At 42.4% G+C, this 17,846-nt stretch carries 19 protein-coding genes and 1 pseudogene; 14 read left to right on the plus strand and 6 right to left on the minus strand.

Annotated elements, in window-relative coordinates; translation table 11 throughout:
* The 5 genes from AWV70_RS18745 to nhaC all read left to right on the plus strand — a co-directional run.
* Positions 1–1,449, plus strand: a 1,449-nt coding sequence (locus tag AWV70_RS18745) for an ATP-dependent helicase (RefSeq protein WP_060210059.1), incomplete at its 5' end; no start/stop codon positions are given.
* The gene (locus AWV70_RS18750; protein ID WP_060210060.1) at positions 1,446–1,823 is read left to right on the plus strand and encodes a fluoride efflux transporter FluC; all 378 of its coding nucleotides are present in this window, start codon (positions 1,446–1,448) and stop codon (positions 1,821–1,823) included. The genes AWV70_RS18745 and AWV70_RS18750, both read left to right, overlap by 4 nt.
* Positions 1,820–2,179 (plus strand): fluoride efflux transporter CrcB, encoded by a 360-nt coding sequence (gene crcB / locus AWV70_RS18755; protein WP_060210061.1) that lies wholly within the window; start codon positions 1,820–1,822, stop codon positions 2,177–2,179. Before AWV70_RS18750 ends, crcB begins: the two co-directional genes overlap by 4 nt.
* Positions 2,180–2,252: 73 nt before the next feature.
* Complete coding sequence (locus tag AWV70_RS18760; protein ID WP_060210062.1) at positions 2,253–4,319, plus strand: catalase; 2,067 nt, start codon at positions 2,253–2,255, stop codon at positions 4,317–4,319.
* Positions 4,320–4,701: 382 nt separating this feature from the next.
* A complete protein-coding gene (gene nhaC, locus AWV70_RS18765) occupies positions 4,702–6,081 on the plus strand; it encodes a Na+/H+ antiporter NhaC (protein WP_060210063.1) in 1,380 nt (459 codons plus the stop codon).
* A 39-nt stretch (positions 6,082–6,120) separates the two neighbouring features.
* Here the strand turns inward: nhaC and AWV70_RS18770 are convergent, their stop codons facing one another.
* The 3 genes from AWV70_RS18770 to AWV70_RS18780 all read right to left on the minus strand — a co-directional run bounded on the left by AWV70_RS18770 (position 6,121) and on the right by AWV70_RS18780 (position 8,346).
* Positions 6,121–6,654, minus strand: coding sequence for an isoprenylcysteine carboxyl methyltransferase family protein (locus tag AWV70_RS18770; protein ID WP_060210064.1), 534 nt, complete (start codon positions 6,652–6,654; stop codon positions 6,121–6,123).
* 10 nt (positions 6,655–6,664) lie between these two features.
* A complete protein-coding gene (locus tag AWV70_RS18775) occupies positions 6,665–7,744 on the minus strand; it encodes a type III polyketide synthase (RefSeq protein WP_060210065.1) in 1,080 nt (359 codons plus the stop codon).
* A gap of 152 nt (positions 7,745–7,896) precedes the next feature.
* Positions 7,897–8,346 carry a YaiI/YqxD family protein gene (locus AWV70_RS18780; RefSeq protein ID WP_060210066.1) on the minus strand — a complete coding sequence of 150 codons (450 nt, stop codon included), beginning with the start codon at positions 8,344–8,346 and terminating at the stop codon, positions 7,897–7,899.
* Positions 8,347–8,500: 154 nt separating this feature from the next.
* Here AWV70_RS18780 and AWV70_RS18785 point away from each other — a divergent pair, with 154 nt between their 5' ends.
* The gene (locus AWV70_RS18785) at positions 8,501–8,734 is read left to right on the plus strand and encodes a hypothetical protein (protein WP_060210067.1); all 234 of its coding nucleotides are present in this window, start codon (positions 8,501–8,503) and stop codon (positions 8,732–8,734) included.
* Between the two features lie 155 nt (positions 8,735–8,889).
* Here AWV70_RS18785 and AWV70_RS18790 read toward each other — a convergent pair whose 3' ends face one another.
* Both AWV70_RS18790 and AWV70_RS18795 read right to left on the minus strand, forming a co-directional pair.
* Positions 8,890–9,921, minus strand: a complete 1,032-nt coding sequence (locus AWV70_RS18790) for a DUF4097 family beta strand repeat-containing protein (protein WP_060210068.1) — start codon at positions 9,919–9,921, stop codon at positions 8,890–8,892.
* Positions 9,914–10,237: a PadR family transcriptional regulator gene (locus tag AWV70_RS18795; protein ID WP_060210069.1), complete on the minus strand. Its 324-nt coding sequence runs from the start codon at positions 10,235–10,237 to the stop codon at positions 9,914–9,916. The genes AWV70_RS18790 and AWV70_RS18795 overlap by 8 nt, the downstream gene beginning before the upstream one ends.
* Before the next feature lie 154 nt (positions 10,238–10,391).
* Between AWV70_RS18795 and AWV70_RS18800 the strand changes: the two genes are divergently transcribed.
* The 7 genes and pseudogenes from AWV70_RS18800 (at position 10,392) to AWV70_RS18820 (ending at position 15,417) form a co-directional block, all read left to right on the plus strand.
* Entirely contained in the window at positions 10,392–10,847 is a 456-nt protein-coding gene (locus AWV70_RS18800) for a hypothetical protein (RefSeq protein WP_060210070.1), read from the plus strand.
* Positions 10,848–10,863: 16 nt separating this feature from the next.
* On the plus strand, positions 10,864–11,019 hold the full coding sequence (locus tag AWV70_RS24210) for a hypothetical protein (RefSeq protein ID WP_201024404.1): 156 nt from the start codon (positions 10,864–10,866) through the stop codon (positions 11,017–11,019).
* 72 nt (positions 11,020–11,091) lie between these two features.
* Positions 11,092–12,468: a leucyl aminopeptidase family protein gene (locus AWV70_RS18805; RefSeq protein ID WP_060210071.1), complete on the plus strand. Its 1,377-nt coding sequence runs from the start codon at positions 11,092–11,094 to the stop codon at positions 12,466–12,468.
* Positions 12,469–12,672: 204 nt separating this feature from the next.
* The gene (locus AWV70_RS18810) at positions 12,673–13,149 is read left to right on the plus strand and encodes a GyrI-like domain-containing protein (RefSeq protein WP_060210072.1); all 477 of its coding nucleotides are present in this window, start codon (positions 12,673–12,675) and stop codon (positions 13,147–13,149) included.
* A 47-nt stretch (positions 13,150–13,196) separates the two neighbouring features.
* Positions 13,197–14,138, plus strand: coding sequence for a phosphotransferase enzyme family protein (locus tag AWV70_RS18815; protein WP_060210073.1), 942 nt, complete (start codon positions 13,197–13,199; stop codon positions 14,136–14,138).
* A 56-nt stretch (positions 14,139–14,194) separates the two neighbouring features.
* Positions 14,195–14,301 (plus strand): annotated as a pseudogene (locus tag AWV70_RS25545) (NUDIX hydrolase); the annotation flags it as partial.
* 186 nt (positions 14,302–14,487) lie between these two features.
* Positions 14,488–15,417 (plus strand): RNA polymerase sigma factor, encoded by a 930-nt coding sequence (locus AWV70_RS18820; RefSeq protein WP_235588756.1) that lies wholly within the window; start codon positions 14,488–14,490, stop codon positions 15,415–15,417.
* Positions 15,418–15,522: 105 nt separating this feature from the next.
* Here AWV70_RS18820 and AWV70_RS18825 read toward each other — a convergent pair whose 3' ends face one another.
* Entirely contained in the window at positions 15,523–16,407 is an 885-nt protein-coding gene (locus AWV70_RS18825; protein ID WP_060210075.1) for a GNAT family N-acetyltransferase, read from the minus strand.
* 149 nt (positions 16,408–16,556) lie between these two features.
* Here AWV70_RS18825 and AWV70_RS18830 point away from each other — a divergent pair, with 149 nt between their 5' ends.
* Positions 16,557–17,819, plus strand: coding sequence for a serine hydrolase domain-containing protein (locus AWV70_RS18830; RefSeq protein ID WP_060210076.1), 1,263 nt, complete (start codon positions 16,557–16,559; stop codon positions 17,817–17,819).
* The last annotated feature ends 27 nt before the right edge of the window (positions 17,820–17,846 follow it).

The raw sequence follows: 17,846 nt of genomic DNA on the forward strand, positions 1-17,846 counted from the left end.
AGCCAGGATACATCGCTTGTTCAACACCGCATTGTCGAGCATCTCGTAGCGCATCACGGCAATCTGTGTGTCGTGGCGGATGACGATCAATCAATCTATACATGGCGCGGTGCGGATCCCGCTTATTTGTTGAACTTCAAACATGTTTATCCGGACGCGAAATTGCTCAGGATGGAACAGAATTACCGTTCTTCCAAAGAGATTGTCGAAACTGCAGCCAAATTCATTACACGTAATAAGGAAAGATATAGCAAAGAAATGCGGACCGACAACGAGAAAACCGGTCCGATTATTATGAAGCAATTCGAAGATCCGAAACGATTATTGGAATATGTCACTTACGAATTGTTGGATGAGCAAAACTTGGATGAAGTCGCCGTTTTATTCAGAAATAACGCTTCGTCCACGATATATGTCAACGAACTCCATCGAAGGGGAATCCCTTTCTATATGAAAGACGCGGATGATAAATTCTTTTCTCATTGGGTCGTTGAAGATATTTTGAATTTCATGCGGCTAAGCTTCAATGTGGAACGGAAAGACATCTTAGCGAAAATTATTATGAAAATGAATTTATTCATCTCTAGGGATATGCTCTCCCAGTTCATGAATAAAACGACTTCTGGAAATGTTTTTGAGGCATTCGTTCGAACCGTGCAATTGAAAGGCAGTCAAATTGAAAAGCTGGACAATTGCATTGAAATCTATAACAAAATACCCGATATGCGGCCAGCTCAAATCATTCGGATGATCCGCTATGAGCTGGAATATGAGGAAGCATTGAAAAGCCGGGCTGCAAAATTCGGCTATCGGATCGACCACCTTCTCGGTATCCTCGATACGCTTGAAGGAATCGCTTCACAGGTGCGGACGATGGTCGATTTCGCGAATCGTTTAAAGGAATTGGAGCAGGCGGTGCAGCAGGCGAAAATCAATCCCCCTGCAAATGCATTGACATTATCAACTTTCCATAGTGCCAAAGGGTTGGAATTCAGGCGTGTGTTCATGATTGATTTAGTAAAAGGAATCATCCCTTCCGAAGAGGACGAAACTGACCCGATGTTGCTCGAGGAAGCAAGACGTTTGTTCTACGTCGGAATGACAAGGGCAAAAGAACGGTTGGAATTGCTTTCGTATCGGGAAGCGAATGGGAAGTCCAAAGAAGATTCAAGATTCTTGAATGAAGTGCGGGGGATATTGATGAAGCCAGAAGCACGGAAAACAGAGAAAGTAAAGAAAGCGGACTTGTCGACGTTGCCGGATCCGGATGGCATTAGTGATAGACATGCATTATCCATCGGGATGCACATCCTGCACCGGGTATTTGGCAAGGGCATCATCAACGGTATCAGTGATGAAGAAATTCGGATCCAATTCGGCGAGACCGAAAAGCGGCTATCACTCGAAACGATTCTTTCACGTCGTCTGTTGAAAAAGGTGGAGTTATGAAGCAAGCCATCTTTGTCGGGATCGCTGGGGCGCTTGGTGCCATTTGCCGTGTAGGAATCGGAAGGCTGTTTGAAGGGACGTCTGGGTTTCCGTTTGGGACATTGACTGCGAATTTAGCCGGAACATTTTTTCTCTGCCTTCTCAGTGCAGGCGTCATTCAACGGCTTATAGCTGATAAACAGCTTCAAACTGCAGTCACAACAGGATTTTTAGGCTCTTTTACAACGTTTTCCGCGTTCAGCATAGAGACGGTGAATCTATTTCAAAACGGGCAAATAATGCTCGCTATCCTTTACTTTGCAATTAGCATCACTGGAGGTCTGGTGATCGGCCGATTCGGCTATCAAATTGGCCATAGGATGGTGAAGGCATGACAGTAGCGGAAGTGGTTGTCATCGGATTAGGGGGCTTCATCGGGGCAATTGTCCGTTTTTTCATCTCCGCACGGATGAATAAAGAGGAAGGCGTGCCACTCGGGACAATGACCGCCAATTTGACAGGGGCTTTGCTCATTGGTTTCCTAATTGGACTGGATTTGCCAACGCTATGGACGGTCTTTCTTGTGTCCGGCATATTAGGTTCGCTTACGACATTTTCGACGTTGATGAAAGAGTTGCTTCAGTTATGGGGAAGTGGCAGGAGAAAGGAATCGTTGCTATATAGCCTATTGACTTTCGTTTTAGGAGTCATTTTGGCTTTCGCGGGTTATGTTATCGGTCAATTATGCTAATTTGCTGTTTGTTTGGGGAATCTCTTGGCGGGAATAGAGTAGGAGACTACTGAAACCGAATGGAGGAAATGAAATGGATAAAAACCATTCCGTAGATGCGAACAGCAAACATGAACAATTGGAACATTATCGCACACTCGACAAAGGAAAGAAATTGACGACGAATCAAGGACTGAAAGTTTCGGAGGATGAACATTCATTAAAAGCCGGATATCGGGGACCGACCCTAATGGAAGACTTCCATTTCCGTGAGAAGATGACTCATTTTGACCATGAGCGGATTCCCGAGCGAGTCGTTCATGCAAGAGGATACGCGGCACATGGGGAATTCGAATTGTATGAGTCGATGAAAAAGTATACGAAGGCGGCTTTCTTACAGGAAGCAGGATCGAAGACCCCAGTTTTCACACGGTTTTCTACAGTGGCAGGAAGTCGCGGATCTGGGGAAACGGTGCGGGACGTTCGTGGTTTTGCCGTGAAGTTTTATACGGAAGAAGGGAACTACGACCTTGTCGGGAATAACATCCCTGTGTTCTTCATCCAGGATGCCATCAAATTTCCGGATCTTATTCATGCTGTCAAACCTGAGCCGCATAATGAAATGCCGCAAGCCGCTTCTGCGCACGATACATTTTGGGATTTCGTTGCAAACAATCAGGAATCCGCACATATGATCATGTGGCATATGTCCGACCGAACGATTCCGCGAAGCTTCCGGATGATGGAAGGCTTTGGCGTGCATACGTTCCGTTTCATCAATGAAGAGGGAATTGCACACTTTGTGAAATTCCATTGGAAACCGAAACTTGGGGTGCACTCATTAGTTTGGGATGAAGCCCAGAAGATTAACGGTAAAGATCCCGATTTCCATCGGAGGGACTTATACGAAGCGATCGAAAACGGGGATTTTGTCGAATTTGAATTAGGTGTTCAGATGATTGAAGAGAAAGACGAGTTCATGTTCGACTTTGATATTTTAGATCCGACGAAGATATGGCCGGAAGAGCAAGTGCCTGTTAAACTCATTGGTAAGATGACGTTGAACAGGAATGTGGACAATGTATTTGCGGAAACCGAGCAAGTCGCATTCCATCCGGGCAATGTCGTACCGGGCATCGATTTCACGAACGATCCTTTATTGCAAGGACGATTGTTTTCGTATACGGATACACAGCTGATCAGATTGGGCGGGCCGAATTTCCACGAACTCCCGATCAATCGTCCTGTATGTCCATTCCACAATAACCAACGGGACGGATACGGCAGGCAGACGATCAATGTCGGACAAGTGAGCTACCATAAAAATTCGTTAGCGGACAATACACCTTCAGTTTCATCAGATGTGGAAGGCGGCTATGCCCACTATCAAGAAAAAGTTGAAGGGCGAAAGATACAGGCACGCAGCGAATCATTCGCGGACCATTTTTCACAGGCGAAACTTTTCTGGAACAGTATGTCGATAACTGAGAAGAAGCATATTGTCGATGCCTTCAGTTTTGAAGTCGGCAAGGTGAAAAGCATAAGTGTCAGACAGCAAGTCGTAGATATGTTTGCCAATGTGGATGTCGGGCTGGCAACAGCGGTTGCTGAAGCTGTCGGAGTTGAATTTCCAACGGAAGCCAGTGAATCACCAGTCACGGAATCATCCCCTGCCTTGAGTCAACTGACGACTGCCCAGCTTCCGGACACCCGCAGAGTGGCAATCCTGATCGGAAGCGGATTTGATGGGGAAGAGGTGGAATCGTTTGTCTCTTCATGTTTGAATGCGGGAATGATTGTCGACCTCGTCGGAGAAAAATTTGGTGTCCGGTACGGTGAAAATGATTTGGCGGTTGAAATCGATGAAACCTTTTTGACTGTCCACCCGACGTTATACGACGCGCTTTATGTAGTTGGTGGAGAAGCAGACAATAAGAAGAAGTTCACGATGGATATAGCCGATTTTATCAATGAAGCTTTTAAGCATTACAAGACGATCGGCATCGCCTCCACAGGAAAAGAATTTTTCGAGGCGTCTAATGCGGAAATAGGGCCAGGCATCATTACGGGCGATGAGAACGGCGCAATTGCAGATCGCTTTGTGAATGCTGTTGCAGCACATCGTCATTGGAACCGAAAAGTATATGGTTGGGAAGAATAAATTATCAATCTGTCATACCTGTGTAAGCGAACAGGTATGGCAGTTTTTTGATTTGCTGTTTAAAATCGGCGGAAAGACTGTTGACTTATTCTGATAGGCTGGTAATATACTAACATAATCATTAAACATTACTAACAAAATACGTAACGGAGAGTCGACTTAGTAATCCTGTTGTGGGCAGCAAAAAGAGACTGAATGGACAATGCAAATTCAGGCAGCAACAGGCATGAAGTACACCGACGTTTTTCTCCGGTTGAAATGAAGTGGACGACGGGTTTTCCTGTCGTCAATCAGGGTGGTATCGCGGAGAGCTCCTTCGTCCCTTATCCAAGGGATAGAAGGGGTTTTTTGTGTTTATGATAAATAGTAGGAGGAGTTCTTTATGTTTCAAATAAAAGCGATTCATTCGCCAGCGTTTTGGGAGTCAGTTCTGCTTGTCTTCGGTATCGTGGCGATGATTAGTGTCAGTATAATAAAATTCGAGGCGGTCCCTCATTTACCGATCCTGTTTTCAATTCTTTTGTTGATCGGGTACGGCCTTCTGAAAAGGATCCCTTTCAAAAAACTCGAAAAGGGATTGGTCGAAGGGGCGGGCGCGGGTATGGCGGCAGTCTTCCTCTTCTTCTTTATCGGCATTCTCATTAGCAGCTGGATGATGAGTGGGACAATTCCTTCATTAATTTACGCAGGCTTTCATTTGATTACTCCGACTTTCTTTTTTGCGATTGTCTTCGCCGTAACGGCTATCGTTGGTGTCTCGATCGGAAGCTCCCTCACAACTGTGGCGACCGTAGGTGTGGCGTTCATTGGCATGGCCAGTGTGCTTGAGCTATCCCTTCCGATTGCAGCGGGTGCTATCGTTTCGGGTGCATTTTTTGGCGATAAAATGTCGCCGTTGTCGGATACGACGAATCTTGCATCCTCAATCGTGGGGGTCGATCTGTTCGAGCATATCCGCAATATGGGGTGGACTACGATTCCTGCATTCGTCTTGTCATTTGTTTTGTTTGGCGCATTATCGCCGGATGTGACAATCGGGAAGTTCGATAAGATTGCACTGTTTCAAGAAACGTTGCTGGATACGGGAATGATCCATTGGTATACGGTCATTCCACTGGTCGCCCTATTTGTCTTGACGATTGCAAAGGTGCCCGCTCTTCTTACATTGGCAATCAGCTCAGCAGTGGCGGTTCTCCTTTCATTTCTCCATCAAAGCATTGGATTTTCGAAAGTGTTAGGGGTTTTGTTTAGCGGGTATGTCTCCACGACTGGTGTAGAGGACATTGATGCTTTGCTGACGCGTGGCGGTATGGAAAGTATGATGTTCACAGTCGCTTTAGTGCTATTGGCGCTCAGCATGGGTGGATTGCTGTTTACCTTAGGAATTGTCCAAAGTTTGCTGGCGCAGATTGAAATGCTTTTGAAGAAAGTATCGTCGGTCATTATGGCTTCAGCAATGACAGCGATTGGCATAAACGTTTTGATCGGTGAACAATATTTATCGATTTTATTGACAGGGCAAGCGTTCCAAACACAATACGAGAAAGTTGGCCTGGCGAATAAAAACCTGAGCCGTGTCATGGAAGATGCAGGAACCGTTGTAAATCCGCTCATTCCGTGGAGTGTATGCGGCATTTTCATTACGAACGTATTGGGCGTTTCGACGATCGACTATTTGCCGTTCGCATTCTTTTGCCTGTTATCTCCTATTTTGACGATTCTGTTCGGATATGTGGGCAAGACGTTGACACGCACGACTTGAGAAAGAGAAACACCGAGGACCGGTCTCCTCGGTGTTTTGTCATTTATTCAACTGAAATTCTTCGGTGTAATTCGTAGCATTCCGAAGTGCTTGTTCCTCTGCCGGAATCCGAACAGTCATCATCCAAATATTGAGGACTGAAAAGAGGAATGCGGTGAAAATAGCATTGAATAATAACGGGAGTACGAGCAGCTCTGTTGCGACAATAATATAATTCGGGTGACGAAGCCATTTGTATGGACCTTTTCGGACGACTTGTGCATTTGGAAGGACAATAATTTTCGTGTTCCAAAACTTTCCTAAGGAAGCTAGACACCAAATCCGCAAAATTTGTGCAGCCAAAAAGATCCCTAACCAGATCGGCCATATGGAGGAAAGCGTTCGATGAAAAAATAAAATTTCCGTAATGAGCGCAATGAAAAAGAACACATGCATGGCAACCATATATGGATAATGGGATGCGCCTGCTTCAAAAGCACCTTGGCTTTTCATCCATTTTTCGTTTCGCTTTGCGATCATTAATTCGATGATCCGCTGTAATACGACGATGGAAAGGACAATGCCGATGATCATTTCTGACACCTCAATCCCATTTCAGCAATAGCAATTCACCGCAAAATCCTGGCCCAAGCGCAGCCATCAATCCGTAATCGCCAGTGGATAGTTCCATCTCCATGAATTGCTTGAGAACATATAACACAGTCGGGGAGGACATATTGCCGTGATTCCGCAGCACATCTCTCGAAATATCGGTTTTCGAACTGTCGAAACCTAGTGAATCCTCATACGCCGTCAATACTTTTTTACCGCCAGGATGGGCAACAAAATGGGTGATATCGTCTTTGCTCAGATTATAGGAATCGAGGAATTCATGCACGAACGGACCAAGCCAATTGGTAATAATCGATGGGATGCTTTTCGAAAAGATGACATGTAGCCCGTTGTTTTTAATATTCCACCCCATGACATCCTCGGAGTCGGGCATCCATTTTGACGTCGTGCCGATGATGGATGGGACAGTGGTGTTCGTTGTAATTTCAGATTGGTCACCTGCAATGAGCGCGCAAGCGACACCATCGGAGAACAAGGACACTCCAACGAGATTGCTTTTCGAGTAATCATCCTTTTGGAATGTCAAACTGCAAAGCTCGATGGATAGCACTAACACATTAGCTTTTGGGAAGGCTTTGCAATATTCGAATGCGCGGCTCACTCCCGCCGCCCCGCCAGCGCAGCCTAATCCCCATATCGGAATCCGCTTCACATCATCGCGGAAAGGAAGCCTATTCATGATGCGGGCTTCTATGCTTGGCGTAGCAATGCCAGAGCTTGAGATGAAGAAAATGGCGTCGATCTCAGAAGGATCGACTGCGTCGGTCAACGTGCTGGATTGCTGCAAGCATGCTTGTACAGCTTGCACGCCAAAATCGATGGCATGCCGAATGTATAAGTCATTCCGCTCTTCAAAATCATGCGGTTGGCCATACCACTCGAGTGGCATGCAAACATCCCGCTTTTCAATATCGCCGTTTTGAAAGACTTTCAAAAGCCGTTCGATATCTTTGAACTTACGGCTGAAAAGCGAGCGGGTCAATTCAACTGCTTCCGCTTGCTTCACCTCATAGGGCGGCAGGACGGTGCTAACGGAAAGGATTTTTGGCATAGATAGACCTCCGATTAGTTTATCATTCTGTTACCTTTGCAAACAGTTCCTAAACATCGTTGAATTGTCTTTGGATGAAAAATGGCAGGTGGAATTATAGTAGTTTATGAAGAGTAGGAATCGAATATGAAAGCCCGGCAAAAGAGCGGGCTTCAATCGGTTGGAGAAAGTAGTAGTTTGCATAAATGACGGAACTTCTCTTTAAACTTTTCATTGCTTTCTTTCGAGCGTTTTTTAGGACCGCGAAGACGCCCGCCCGCCATTCTGATTTTCTGTGCGGCATGTCTTGCGAATAAAAGCTGATCAATATTTTCATTTGTGTACAGTCTGCCGTTCTGATCAATCGGATGTCCTTGCTTCGCCAGGACCATGGCGGCTAGTCCATAATCCTGCGTTACGACGATATCCCCTTTTTGAACTTTATTGACAAGAACGAAATCGACAGCATCAGCACCTTTGGAAACGATGATCGTCTCCGCCCCTTCACGATGCATTTCATGGGCTGTATCGCAAATGAGCGTGCAGGGCAGATTGAATTGCTTTGCGATGGAAATCGTTTCATTGACGACTGGACAGCCATCTGCATCCACAAAAATCATCATGATTGTCTTGACCTCTTTTCAATTGGAGTATGAAAGCGATTTTCTATCATCATACTATACATGAATCGATGCCTCACTATATCATATTCATTCGTTTTGTTTTCATTCAAAAAGGGTATGTGAGTGTAAATGTGGATAAAGGAGCGGGGTAGGCATGAAAAAGGAAGAAGAAGGAAAGATGACAATCGAGGAGTCTGAACGATACGGCCGAGCGATAAACGCGCGGAATGCGGCTGTTGATAGGAATCAAGTATATGAAGAGGAAGCAATCATACCAGCCGATCAACTTCCACCTCCATTGAGCGAGGATGAAATCAAAAAACGTGTCGGTGAAACGAACTATAAGTATGCAAATGGCGATAACGTCATTAACTCCATAAATAGTTAAAGAGGGCGGAGAAACGCCCTCTTTTTGTGTCTTTTAGCAGATATCAGATATCGATTGAATTTATATCGATATCTATTGAATATGAGAGTTATCTATCGAATAGCTGGAGTTATCGATTGAATCCGTTCATTTATCACCAAAAAGGGACTTATGAATCATCTCACCGTTATTCTTCCGTTATCCGATTTCAACCGGATTTGATGCAATTCCGCGCCAAAGCGGCTGCGGGTATTGCGATCACCGTAAATGTCAATTCGTCCATGTCCGGTTTTTGCAAGGATGGTTGCATTGGTCGCTTTATGTGTTGTCGTGATTTCAATGCTTCCGTTATCCGTTTGGAAATCGATATTTCGATCCAAATGTTCCCCGGTGAGTACGATCCGGCCATTGTCTGTAATGGCTGTCAACTCTCCATCGACTTGGTCGAACTCGAGGCGTCCATTATCTGATTCAGCATAGATGGAATCTGCTTCGACATGTCTCAGCGTCACCCGGCCATTATCCGTTTTTGCCTTCAGACGATCTGTTTGCACTTTTGATATTTCAATCCGCCCGTTATCTGTCTCTGTTTCAAGCGTAGTAGCCGCAAGTTCAGCCAATTCGATCCGTCCGTTATCCGTGCGGCATTCGATTTGTTTCACAATCAATTTTTCGGCGTTGATCCGCCCATTATCTGATTTCATGGAAATGGATTGATACAATTTCTTTGGAATGAACACGTTCAATGCCACACCCTTCGTATTGAAATTGAATAAGAATAGCCAATGCACTTTGTTTTTCAATTTGACCCTGAGCGTATCCCCGATAACTTCTGCGGTCAACTCCAGTTTTTCTCTTGACCCCGTCAATTCGACTCTCGTGTCAGCAGTATTGGAAGGTAGGACGGTGAGAGCCCCGTGCTGTACGTCGATATCCACTTTAGTAAAACTATCATCTTGGATCGTGATTACTTCACTCATCGGACTCACACTCATGTCAGCAGTTTCCTTGAATGGATAAGCTTCCAATAACTCAGACGCAATTTTTGCTGGCGAACCAAGCGAAGCTGCAATTTCCTCTTCCGCTTTTCCATCTTCGCGGCCATCTGAGAAATATTCGCGGATGTCTTGGAGAATATCGTTTCTTTCATCTACAGGCAAACGTTTCAAAGCGTGTTCAAGTTCATTGATAAATTGATTTTCAGTCATGGCGAACGCCCTCCTCGATTAATTTATTTACACCTTCCGTGAAACTACGCCATTCATCCAGTTGCTCGTGCAAATACTCACGCCCGGCATCCGTCAATTTGTAATATTTACGAGGAGGCCCTTCGGTTGATTCCTGTAAATAGGTCGTGAAATAGCCTTCTTTCGTCAATCGGCGCAACAGCGGATAAACGGATCCTTCAGAAATGGATATTTGGTCGGAAATTTTCTGGACCAGTTCATAGCCGTAGCGATCTTGTTTATCCAACAAAACAAGGACACATAAATTTAAAACGCCCTTTTTGAATTGAATATTCACCAACTACCCCTCCTTTTTCAGTACTGCACATAGAATACTACTGTGTTAAGAGTAATATATCATATGGTATTATTCATTGCAAGGTACTGTAGAAAATATTATGTCTGAAACTTTTCCATCGTTCGGACGTATATAGCGTATGGAGGTGTTCGTCTTGTTCGGAAGAAAAAAGTCGCAAGCAGAAGGACCAGATAAAAGCTATTTCAACGTTGGCATCATCTCGGTCAATGAACTGAACGATGACCAGTATGAAACGTGGTCCGATGAATTGATGGATGCAGCTGACAATGTCGGGTCCACATCTTCATTGATACAGGCCAGTTGGGATGAAAAGCAATTGAAGATTCTTATAAACCGTTTTCCGGAAGTGGAAATGAATAAAACGATTTTCATGATAAATGAAATCATCCATGAGGAAATTGAAAAGGAAATCAAACAGCTCGAGCAACAGCATAAATGGAAAAAGTTCTTTAATACGATTCCGCTTACGGATTATATTGATGCGGAAGATCGGGTCGTTATGGACGCAAGTAGGACGCTTTTCTGCACGAACGATTTGCAGGAATCGGCTAGATTTCTCAAGGAACAGGCTCGAAAGACAGACATCTAAGTGAGGAGGAAATAGTATGGAAGGAAGCTATTTTGTAGGATGGGGAACACTAGCATTAATCAACGCTGGAATCGCGCAGGGCAAAAATAGAAGCGGACTGAATTGGTTTTTATTATCATTGCTACTAGGCCCTTTTGCGACATTTTGCCTAGTCATTGCCGATAAAAGATAATTCTTTAAAAAATGCTGACATATGGTAAACTATTTCTGTACTCGAAATAAATAGCTATTGGGGGAAACGGAAATGGCAGAAGTGAAAATAATCTTTGCAAATGATGAATTGATTAGCGGAAATGAAGCGCGGAAAAATTTCGTTGCACAGCAGAAGGCTGGCCATTGCTCAGTCTTGATCGAAGACATGCATTACATCGTCATCAAAGAAGCTGAAAAGGCAAATTTGGAAAAGGTCCGTTCGACGGCAGGGGACATTGCGCGTGATTTGGCAGCGCAAAAAGTGGACAAGGCGACTGTACAGGAAGGCGTCTTAGGGAAGGCTTTCGTCAGCTTGGATAACGAGGAAGTGTACACAGCCTTTGCGGAAGGATGGGAGCTCGGTTCCTATCAATTCCTATCCTATAAATCAGAAGCGGAGCGATTCAATACGGAATTGCGAGTTGATGAAAGCAATTTGCAAGCAGCTGTTCAATCGGGTAAAATCCGTGCAGCAGCAACAGCTTTCTCTCGTGACTTGATGAATGAATTATCGGACGTCCTGAACCCGGAAACGTACCCGGAAGTATTGAAGAAAAAGTTCGAAGGGAAAGCCGTCGAAATTACTGTACACGGCAAAGAGCAGCTTGAAGAGATGGAAATGAATGGTCTTTTGGCAGTTAACCGTGGCAGTAAATACAGGCCATCATTCGTGGAGATCCGTTATGAAGGTGATGCGTCCAAACCGCTTGTAGCGCTCGTCGGAAAAGGCGTTACATTCGATACAGGCGGAATCAGCCTGAAAAGCGGCAAAGATTTGAGCAGCATGCGTATGGACATGGGTGGTTCTGCGGCAGTTGCAGGAGCAATGCAGCTGCTCGTCGATTCACAGGCGAAAGTGAATGTTGTCGCTTTGATTCCGATGGTTGAAAACACACCGGATGCACATTCCGTATTCCCTGGTGAAGTGATCCGTTATAAAAACGGGAAAACCGTCCAAGTGGGCAATACAGACGCAGAAGGACGTCTCATCTTGGCGGACGCACTTATCCGTGCTGGTGAGCTAAATGCGGAATACATCGTCGATATCGCAACACTTACAGGCGCTATCGTAAATGCACTAGGTTCAGAAATCGGCGGTGTCTTCGGCGATGAAGAACTATCATTCGTCATGAAAAAAGTAGGCGACCATAATGGTGATTTCGTATGGCCGATGCCATTGGTTGAAGCGTACGACAAGTCATTGGCAAGTGATTATGCAGATATGAACAATATCAGCTCACTGAATTTTGCCGGCTCCATTACAGCAGGCTTGTTCCTACGCCGCTTCGTGCCAGAAAACAGCAAATGGCTTCACGTCGACATGGCTGGGATGATGAGCAAGTCAAGTGCCTCAGGCTATTATACAAAATCAGCAACAGGCTACGGCGCAAGACTATTGGCTGACTACACTGTGGAAATTTCAAAATAAAATAGACGAAACAATAAGAGGATATATGTCAGAAAAGCATATATCCTCTTTACTAATGCATATAGTTTTATTTTCAGTTATTGTAAAAATAGTTTGGTATGTATAGAATAAAAGGAAATGTCTGTTTTTACTGAGAGTTCAAATGCTGGCCAGTTAAAGAAAAAAGAATGAATGGGTGTTTTCGAGAATAACGGGGGGATTAAAATGTCAGGAACGACAATACAAAATAAGACTATTAAAGAGCTTGATGAAGTAAGGTTAGTAGGTTTTCGAGTTTTGTGTTCTGGGGACCAATATGTAGCTGAAATACCCAAAGCGTCATTAAAGTTAAGCAAGCGTATAAGCGAAATTAAACACGTTGTTAATGCGATTGAACAATTTGGTGCATTTGTTGTGGAAACTCGAACTGCTGACGAAGATGGATATTGGGTTTGCGTCGAAGTGGAAAAATACGAGGATATCCCCACTGATATGGTGACTCTGACTATTCCACCTCAAAAATATGCTGTTTATAGACATCAAGGTTCTAATTACAAAATAATGGATTCATACCAGGACTTACATAAGTGGATTGAAGAAAACAACTATGTAAGGTTGAAAAATAAATGGCATATAGAAAAATTTTATGATTGGAAGGATACCGAAAAATTAGATGTTGAGTTGTTAGACACGATTGAGTAAATTGTTCAGCTTCATGATAGTTAGAGTTCATATGGGAGAGAAAAGCTATGGACCAAAAAATACTTAAGTTACTTAACCAATTATATCCAGTGGACATTAGGAAAGTTGAAGCAGTAACGAATGAAATGTACCGCTGTACTGCTAAACATGATACTTATTTCGCAAGGATCACCAACTATAAAACCTATGAAGAACAGCTTGAAGAAGTTACTTATACAAACTTCTTATATGAAGAAGGACTGGGAGTATCACCAACAATATTTTCTAGAGATGAGAAGGCAGTGGAAAAAATAACACTTGGCAACAAAGAAGTGTTGACCGTTCTATACAAAGCAGCGCCAGGTATCCATTTACCAAGAGAGCAGTGGAACGCCGATGTATTAAAAGAAGTTGGCCGCCAAATCGGTAGATTACATCGTTATTCGAGTAAATTTGAAGAGATATATCCTATAAATTATATTAACGATTGGCATGAGAATGAAGAATATGCTTTTCTCAAATATATCCCTAAAGAAGAAAGTGTCATTAGGGGAATTGCGGAAGAGGTTTTATCGACGGTTAAGGGATTGCCGAAAAACCGCTCGAATTACGGATTGCTACACGGAGATTTATGGTTGGAAAACGTATTGGTTGATAGTAATTCGAAGTTGACGATCGTTGATTTTCAAGATTGTGAGAAAAATTATTACATTTTTGATTTGGCAGTTCCGATATACAGCGCTATTGAGTATTCGTTCGTAGGAGGAGGCAACATAGTTGAATACGGACGCGACATTACAGAAGCAATCATTGTAGGATACCAGGAGGAACATGGCCTTCCCCTTGAAATGTTAGAACAACTACCCTTGTTTATAAAGTTAAAGGAAGTATTCGAATACAGCTTGATGCATATGTACTGGAATAAAGAAAAGTTAACGGAAGAGCAGATTCGAATCATGAACCATTATAGGATGAGGATTGAACGAAATCATTCGCTTCTAGATATATAACACAGTATGGAAATGATGAACGGAATATTCTTGTAGCCGGTCACAGATGTACTATGAGAGGTTGGGAAATGCCAGGTGGAATCGTTAAGAAGGCGAGTCTTTGAAAGATGCAGCGATAAGGGAAACGAAAGAGGAGTCGGGAATTGAAATAGAAGTTCTTAAATTGTCGGCTAAGGATGATGTAAAGACAGGATTGCCCTTCCATATACAATGCCCCTTTCATTGGATCAACTGATTTTGTTCATAGTGTTCAGCCAAACTTCAGCAATATGAATTTTTACAGTGAATCCGTATAATTCTTCCAGACTTATTCGTTATACATATGAAAGATATAAAAGGGGGCTATACTTTGGATGAACAGAAAATTAATCAGGTCATTGAGCTTTCACGGGAATTTCAGAAAGAATTCGAAACTGTCATTGCTGATTTGGGGGAAGGATTATGGAACTATTGTCGCTATTTAACGGGATCTCCTTGGGATGGTGAGGATCTATATCAGGAAACGATGTTAAAGACGATGGGAAGCTTATATCAACGTTGGCATGTTACAAACCTCAAATCATATCTTTATCGAATTGCGACAAATACTTGGATTGACCATTATCGCAAAGAAAAGCGAATCATCGGAACGTTGTCTGAAGAGGACATACCTACGGCAGATTTTACTGATAATCTTGATCTTGAAGAGGCACTGGAACAACTATTTTACCTTTTCACGCCAAGGCAGACTGCTGTCTTTTTGTTGAAGGAGATTTTCCAATTCAACGCAGCCGAAGTGGCAAGTATAGTGAAAACAACACCTGGTGCTGTGTATGCTACAACAAGAAGGATGAAGGAAAAGTTGAAAGATAAGCCGGAGAGGTTAACGTCGAAAACAAAACCTATTGAGAGTGAAAATCAAGTCATCCAGACTTATTTGAAAGCATTAACGCATGGCGATGTGGAAGGGCTTCTTGAATTGTTTAGTGACCAGCCGCATTATGAAGCTTCCCTTGGATTTCTGGAGACAACGAAGGATGAAATTAGAAATGGGTCGATGCAATTTGGATTGCCGAGACACAAAGTGGAGCAATATATTCTTTGGGGCAGGCCAGTCATTGTCGTGTTAGCGGAATCGAAAAATGGGTTACTCATTCATGATATTCAGTATCAAGAGGTTGAAAACGGGAAAATTGTACTGAGCAGAAGTTACTTTTTCAGGAAAGAGTTTATATTTGCCGCATCAAAGGAGTTAGGCTTTACTCCACAGCTCAATAAACCGCCACTGAATTGGGAGTAAAAGAAATTATTGTTGAACTGGTTGTAAGGAAAAGTACCACACTTGCAAGAAAAAAGGGCGCGCTAATGAAAATGAAAACGTGCCCTTTGTAGTGGCTATTTATGTTTAAAACTCAGCAACAATTGGGAACTTGATTTGAAGGCTTGCAAAATCAATGTCACCTCTCGCCATAAGAAAAACAACATCTTCATATTCAACAGTAGAAAACTCATCGTCAAATAAATCTGGAGAGAAGTATAGATTTACCTCATTAAAAGGAAAAGGTATCACAGAAAATATTTGTTCAAGTGTCGGTAATTCCGGTCCAATGATGTCGTACAGTCTTAAGGTCCCTTCATCTACTTCGAAAATGACGATGACATTTAAGTCAGACGAGAAGTAGACCATTTCAAGCAAGGTCGGATTGTACATATTCAAATAAAAAGATGGCGCGTAGGCCAATGGATAAAATCGTAATGTTGTAGGTGAATTATTCTTAAACGCCCACTGTATTTTTTGCAAATCATTTGGATCAAAAATATTTAGTCTTTTTAAGCTTGTTCTCCATTTTTTAGGTGAATGGAGATATTTCTTTATAAAATAATGCTCCTTGATTACATTAAATTCATACTTCGTATACAGCTCTGGGTTTGAAGTCATTAGAAATGAAGATTCATAGTGCGTGTCAATATACTCCAATGCACTATGCATTAAAGATTTCATCAGTCCTTTACCCCGATAGTCAGGATCTGTCATAACAGACTGGATTCCAGCTGCTTGTATCTTTTCACCGTTAATCATCAAGGGCATCTCAAATACGGAAACATTTGAGACAGCCATTTCCCCATTGAAAAAGGTAAAAGGAACATAAGTAGGATCCCAAAAACCCCTCGCATAAAAGTCTTTGAAAGTATCAACTTTAATCCCAAACACCTTATCAAACAAAGGATAAAGTCGCTCACGTAATTCATTGTTTTCTGCGTATTTCTTTTTTAATGTTAACTGATTCAATTTATAGTATCCTCCCAAATTGTTTAATCTTATGGTTGGATTGTAAATGTCGGCATATGTAGACCTCCCTTTCATTTTAGTTTAATATAGAATTTACCATTGTCAATAAATTCTAAAGGGATTGCAAATTGTGTTTGGAGTGTGATCTGATGGAAGCTCTAAGATTAAAACTAGAAGGATATATCCACGAATATCTAAAGTTATGGGACTTTTACGGAGTTATTCAAGTGGTCAACAAAGGGGTAGTGCTTTTTGAAAATGCATATGGCTATGCAAGTATCGAGTTCGGGATAAAGAATAAAATAAGCTCGCGTTTTTCCATCGCTTCCATGTCAAAACAGTTTACTGCTTTTGCGATTATGCTTCTTCATGATAAGAAAATGCTGGATATCGATAAACCTGCAAATTACTACCTCCCTTCGGATATGCAGATTGACGAATCGATCACTATCCACCATTTATTATCACATACTTCCGGTTTACATAATTTCACGAACTTCGAAAATGACTTTTTTGCTGGTTACAACAGAATGAATTATTCACGAAACCAATTTTTCCAGTTATATATTAATAAAAAACCTACAAAGTCGCCGGGAACTGTATTTGATTATAATAACGCCAACTATAATTTGCTTGCGTGGATCATTGAAAATGTTTCAGGAGAAACATATGATGATTTTCTACGAAACCATATTTTCCAACCTTTACATATGATGAACAGCGATGTTGATGATGGTTGTAAACCGATTGATAACAGATCATGTAATTACGTAAAAGATTTTGATGCAACTATCATAAGCCCGTATTTTAATGAAAAATTTAGCATTGGTGCAGGTGCGATCATTACAAACTGTGAGGACTTGTACAAATGGTATACCTGTTTGCGGGACCAGAAACTACTTTCCGAGAAAGTGTATGCTAGGTTTTTTAGCGTGAACCAAAGCAATTACTGCTATGGACTGGAGCATCATCATATTTATGGTACAGACAAGTATTCCCATGGAGGGGATCACCTCGGAATCAGTACGTATATGCAAAGTTTTTTTGAGGAAGATATTTGTATCGTCATTCTTTCCAATAATGAGGCGATAAATCAGTATAGACTGGGCAATGGAATTTCAGATATTCTCCATCAGGTTGAAGTAGCTGCTCCGACAAAACATAAAGAGCTTCCAATTGATGAAAGTCAGCTTCAAAAATATTGCGGAACATACTTGAAAGATAAAATTGTAATAGAATTCCTGAACGGTAAATTATACTTTACGAGATTCTCCGGCAATCTCCATATTGAGATCTACCCAGTAGGTGAGGGGAGATTTGTTCGAAGATATTTTGATCAAATCCATCCTTATAGTATTGGGGAGAACGAAAAAGGCGAATTGTCGTTTTTCGGATATATAAAGGAAACGTAAAACTGAAAATGTAATGGGGAAATAATG

Source organism: Sporosarcina koreensis, from assembly GCF_001531445.1.
Lineage (GTDB): Bacteria > Bacillota > Bacilli > Bacillales_A > Planococcaceae > Sporosarcina > Sporosarcina koreensis_C.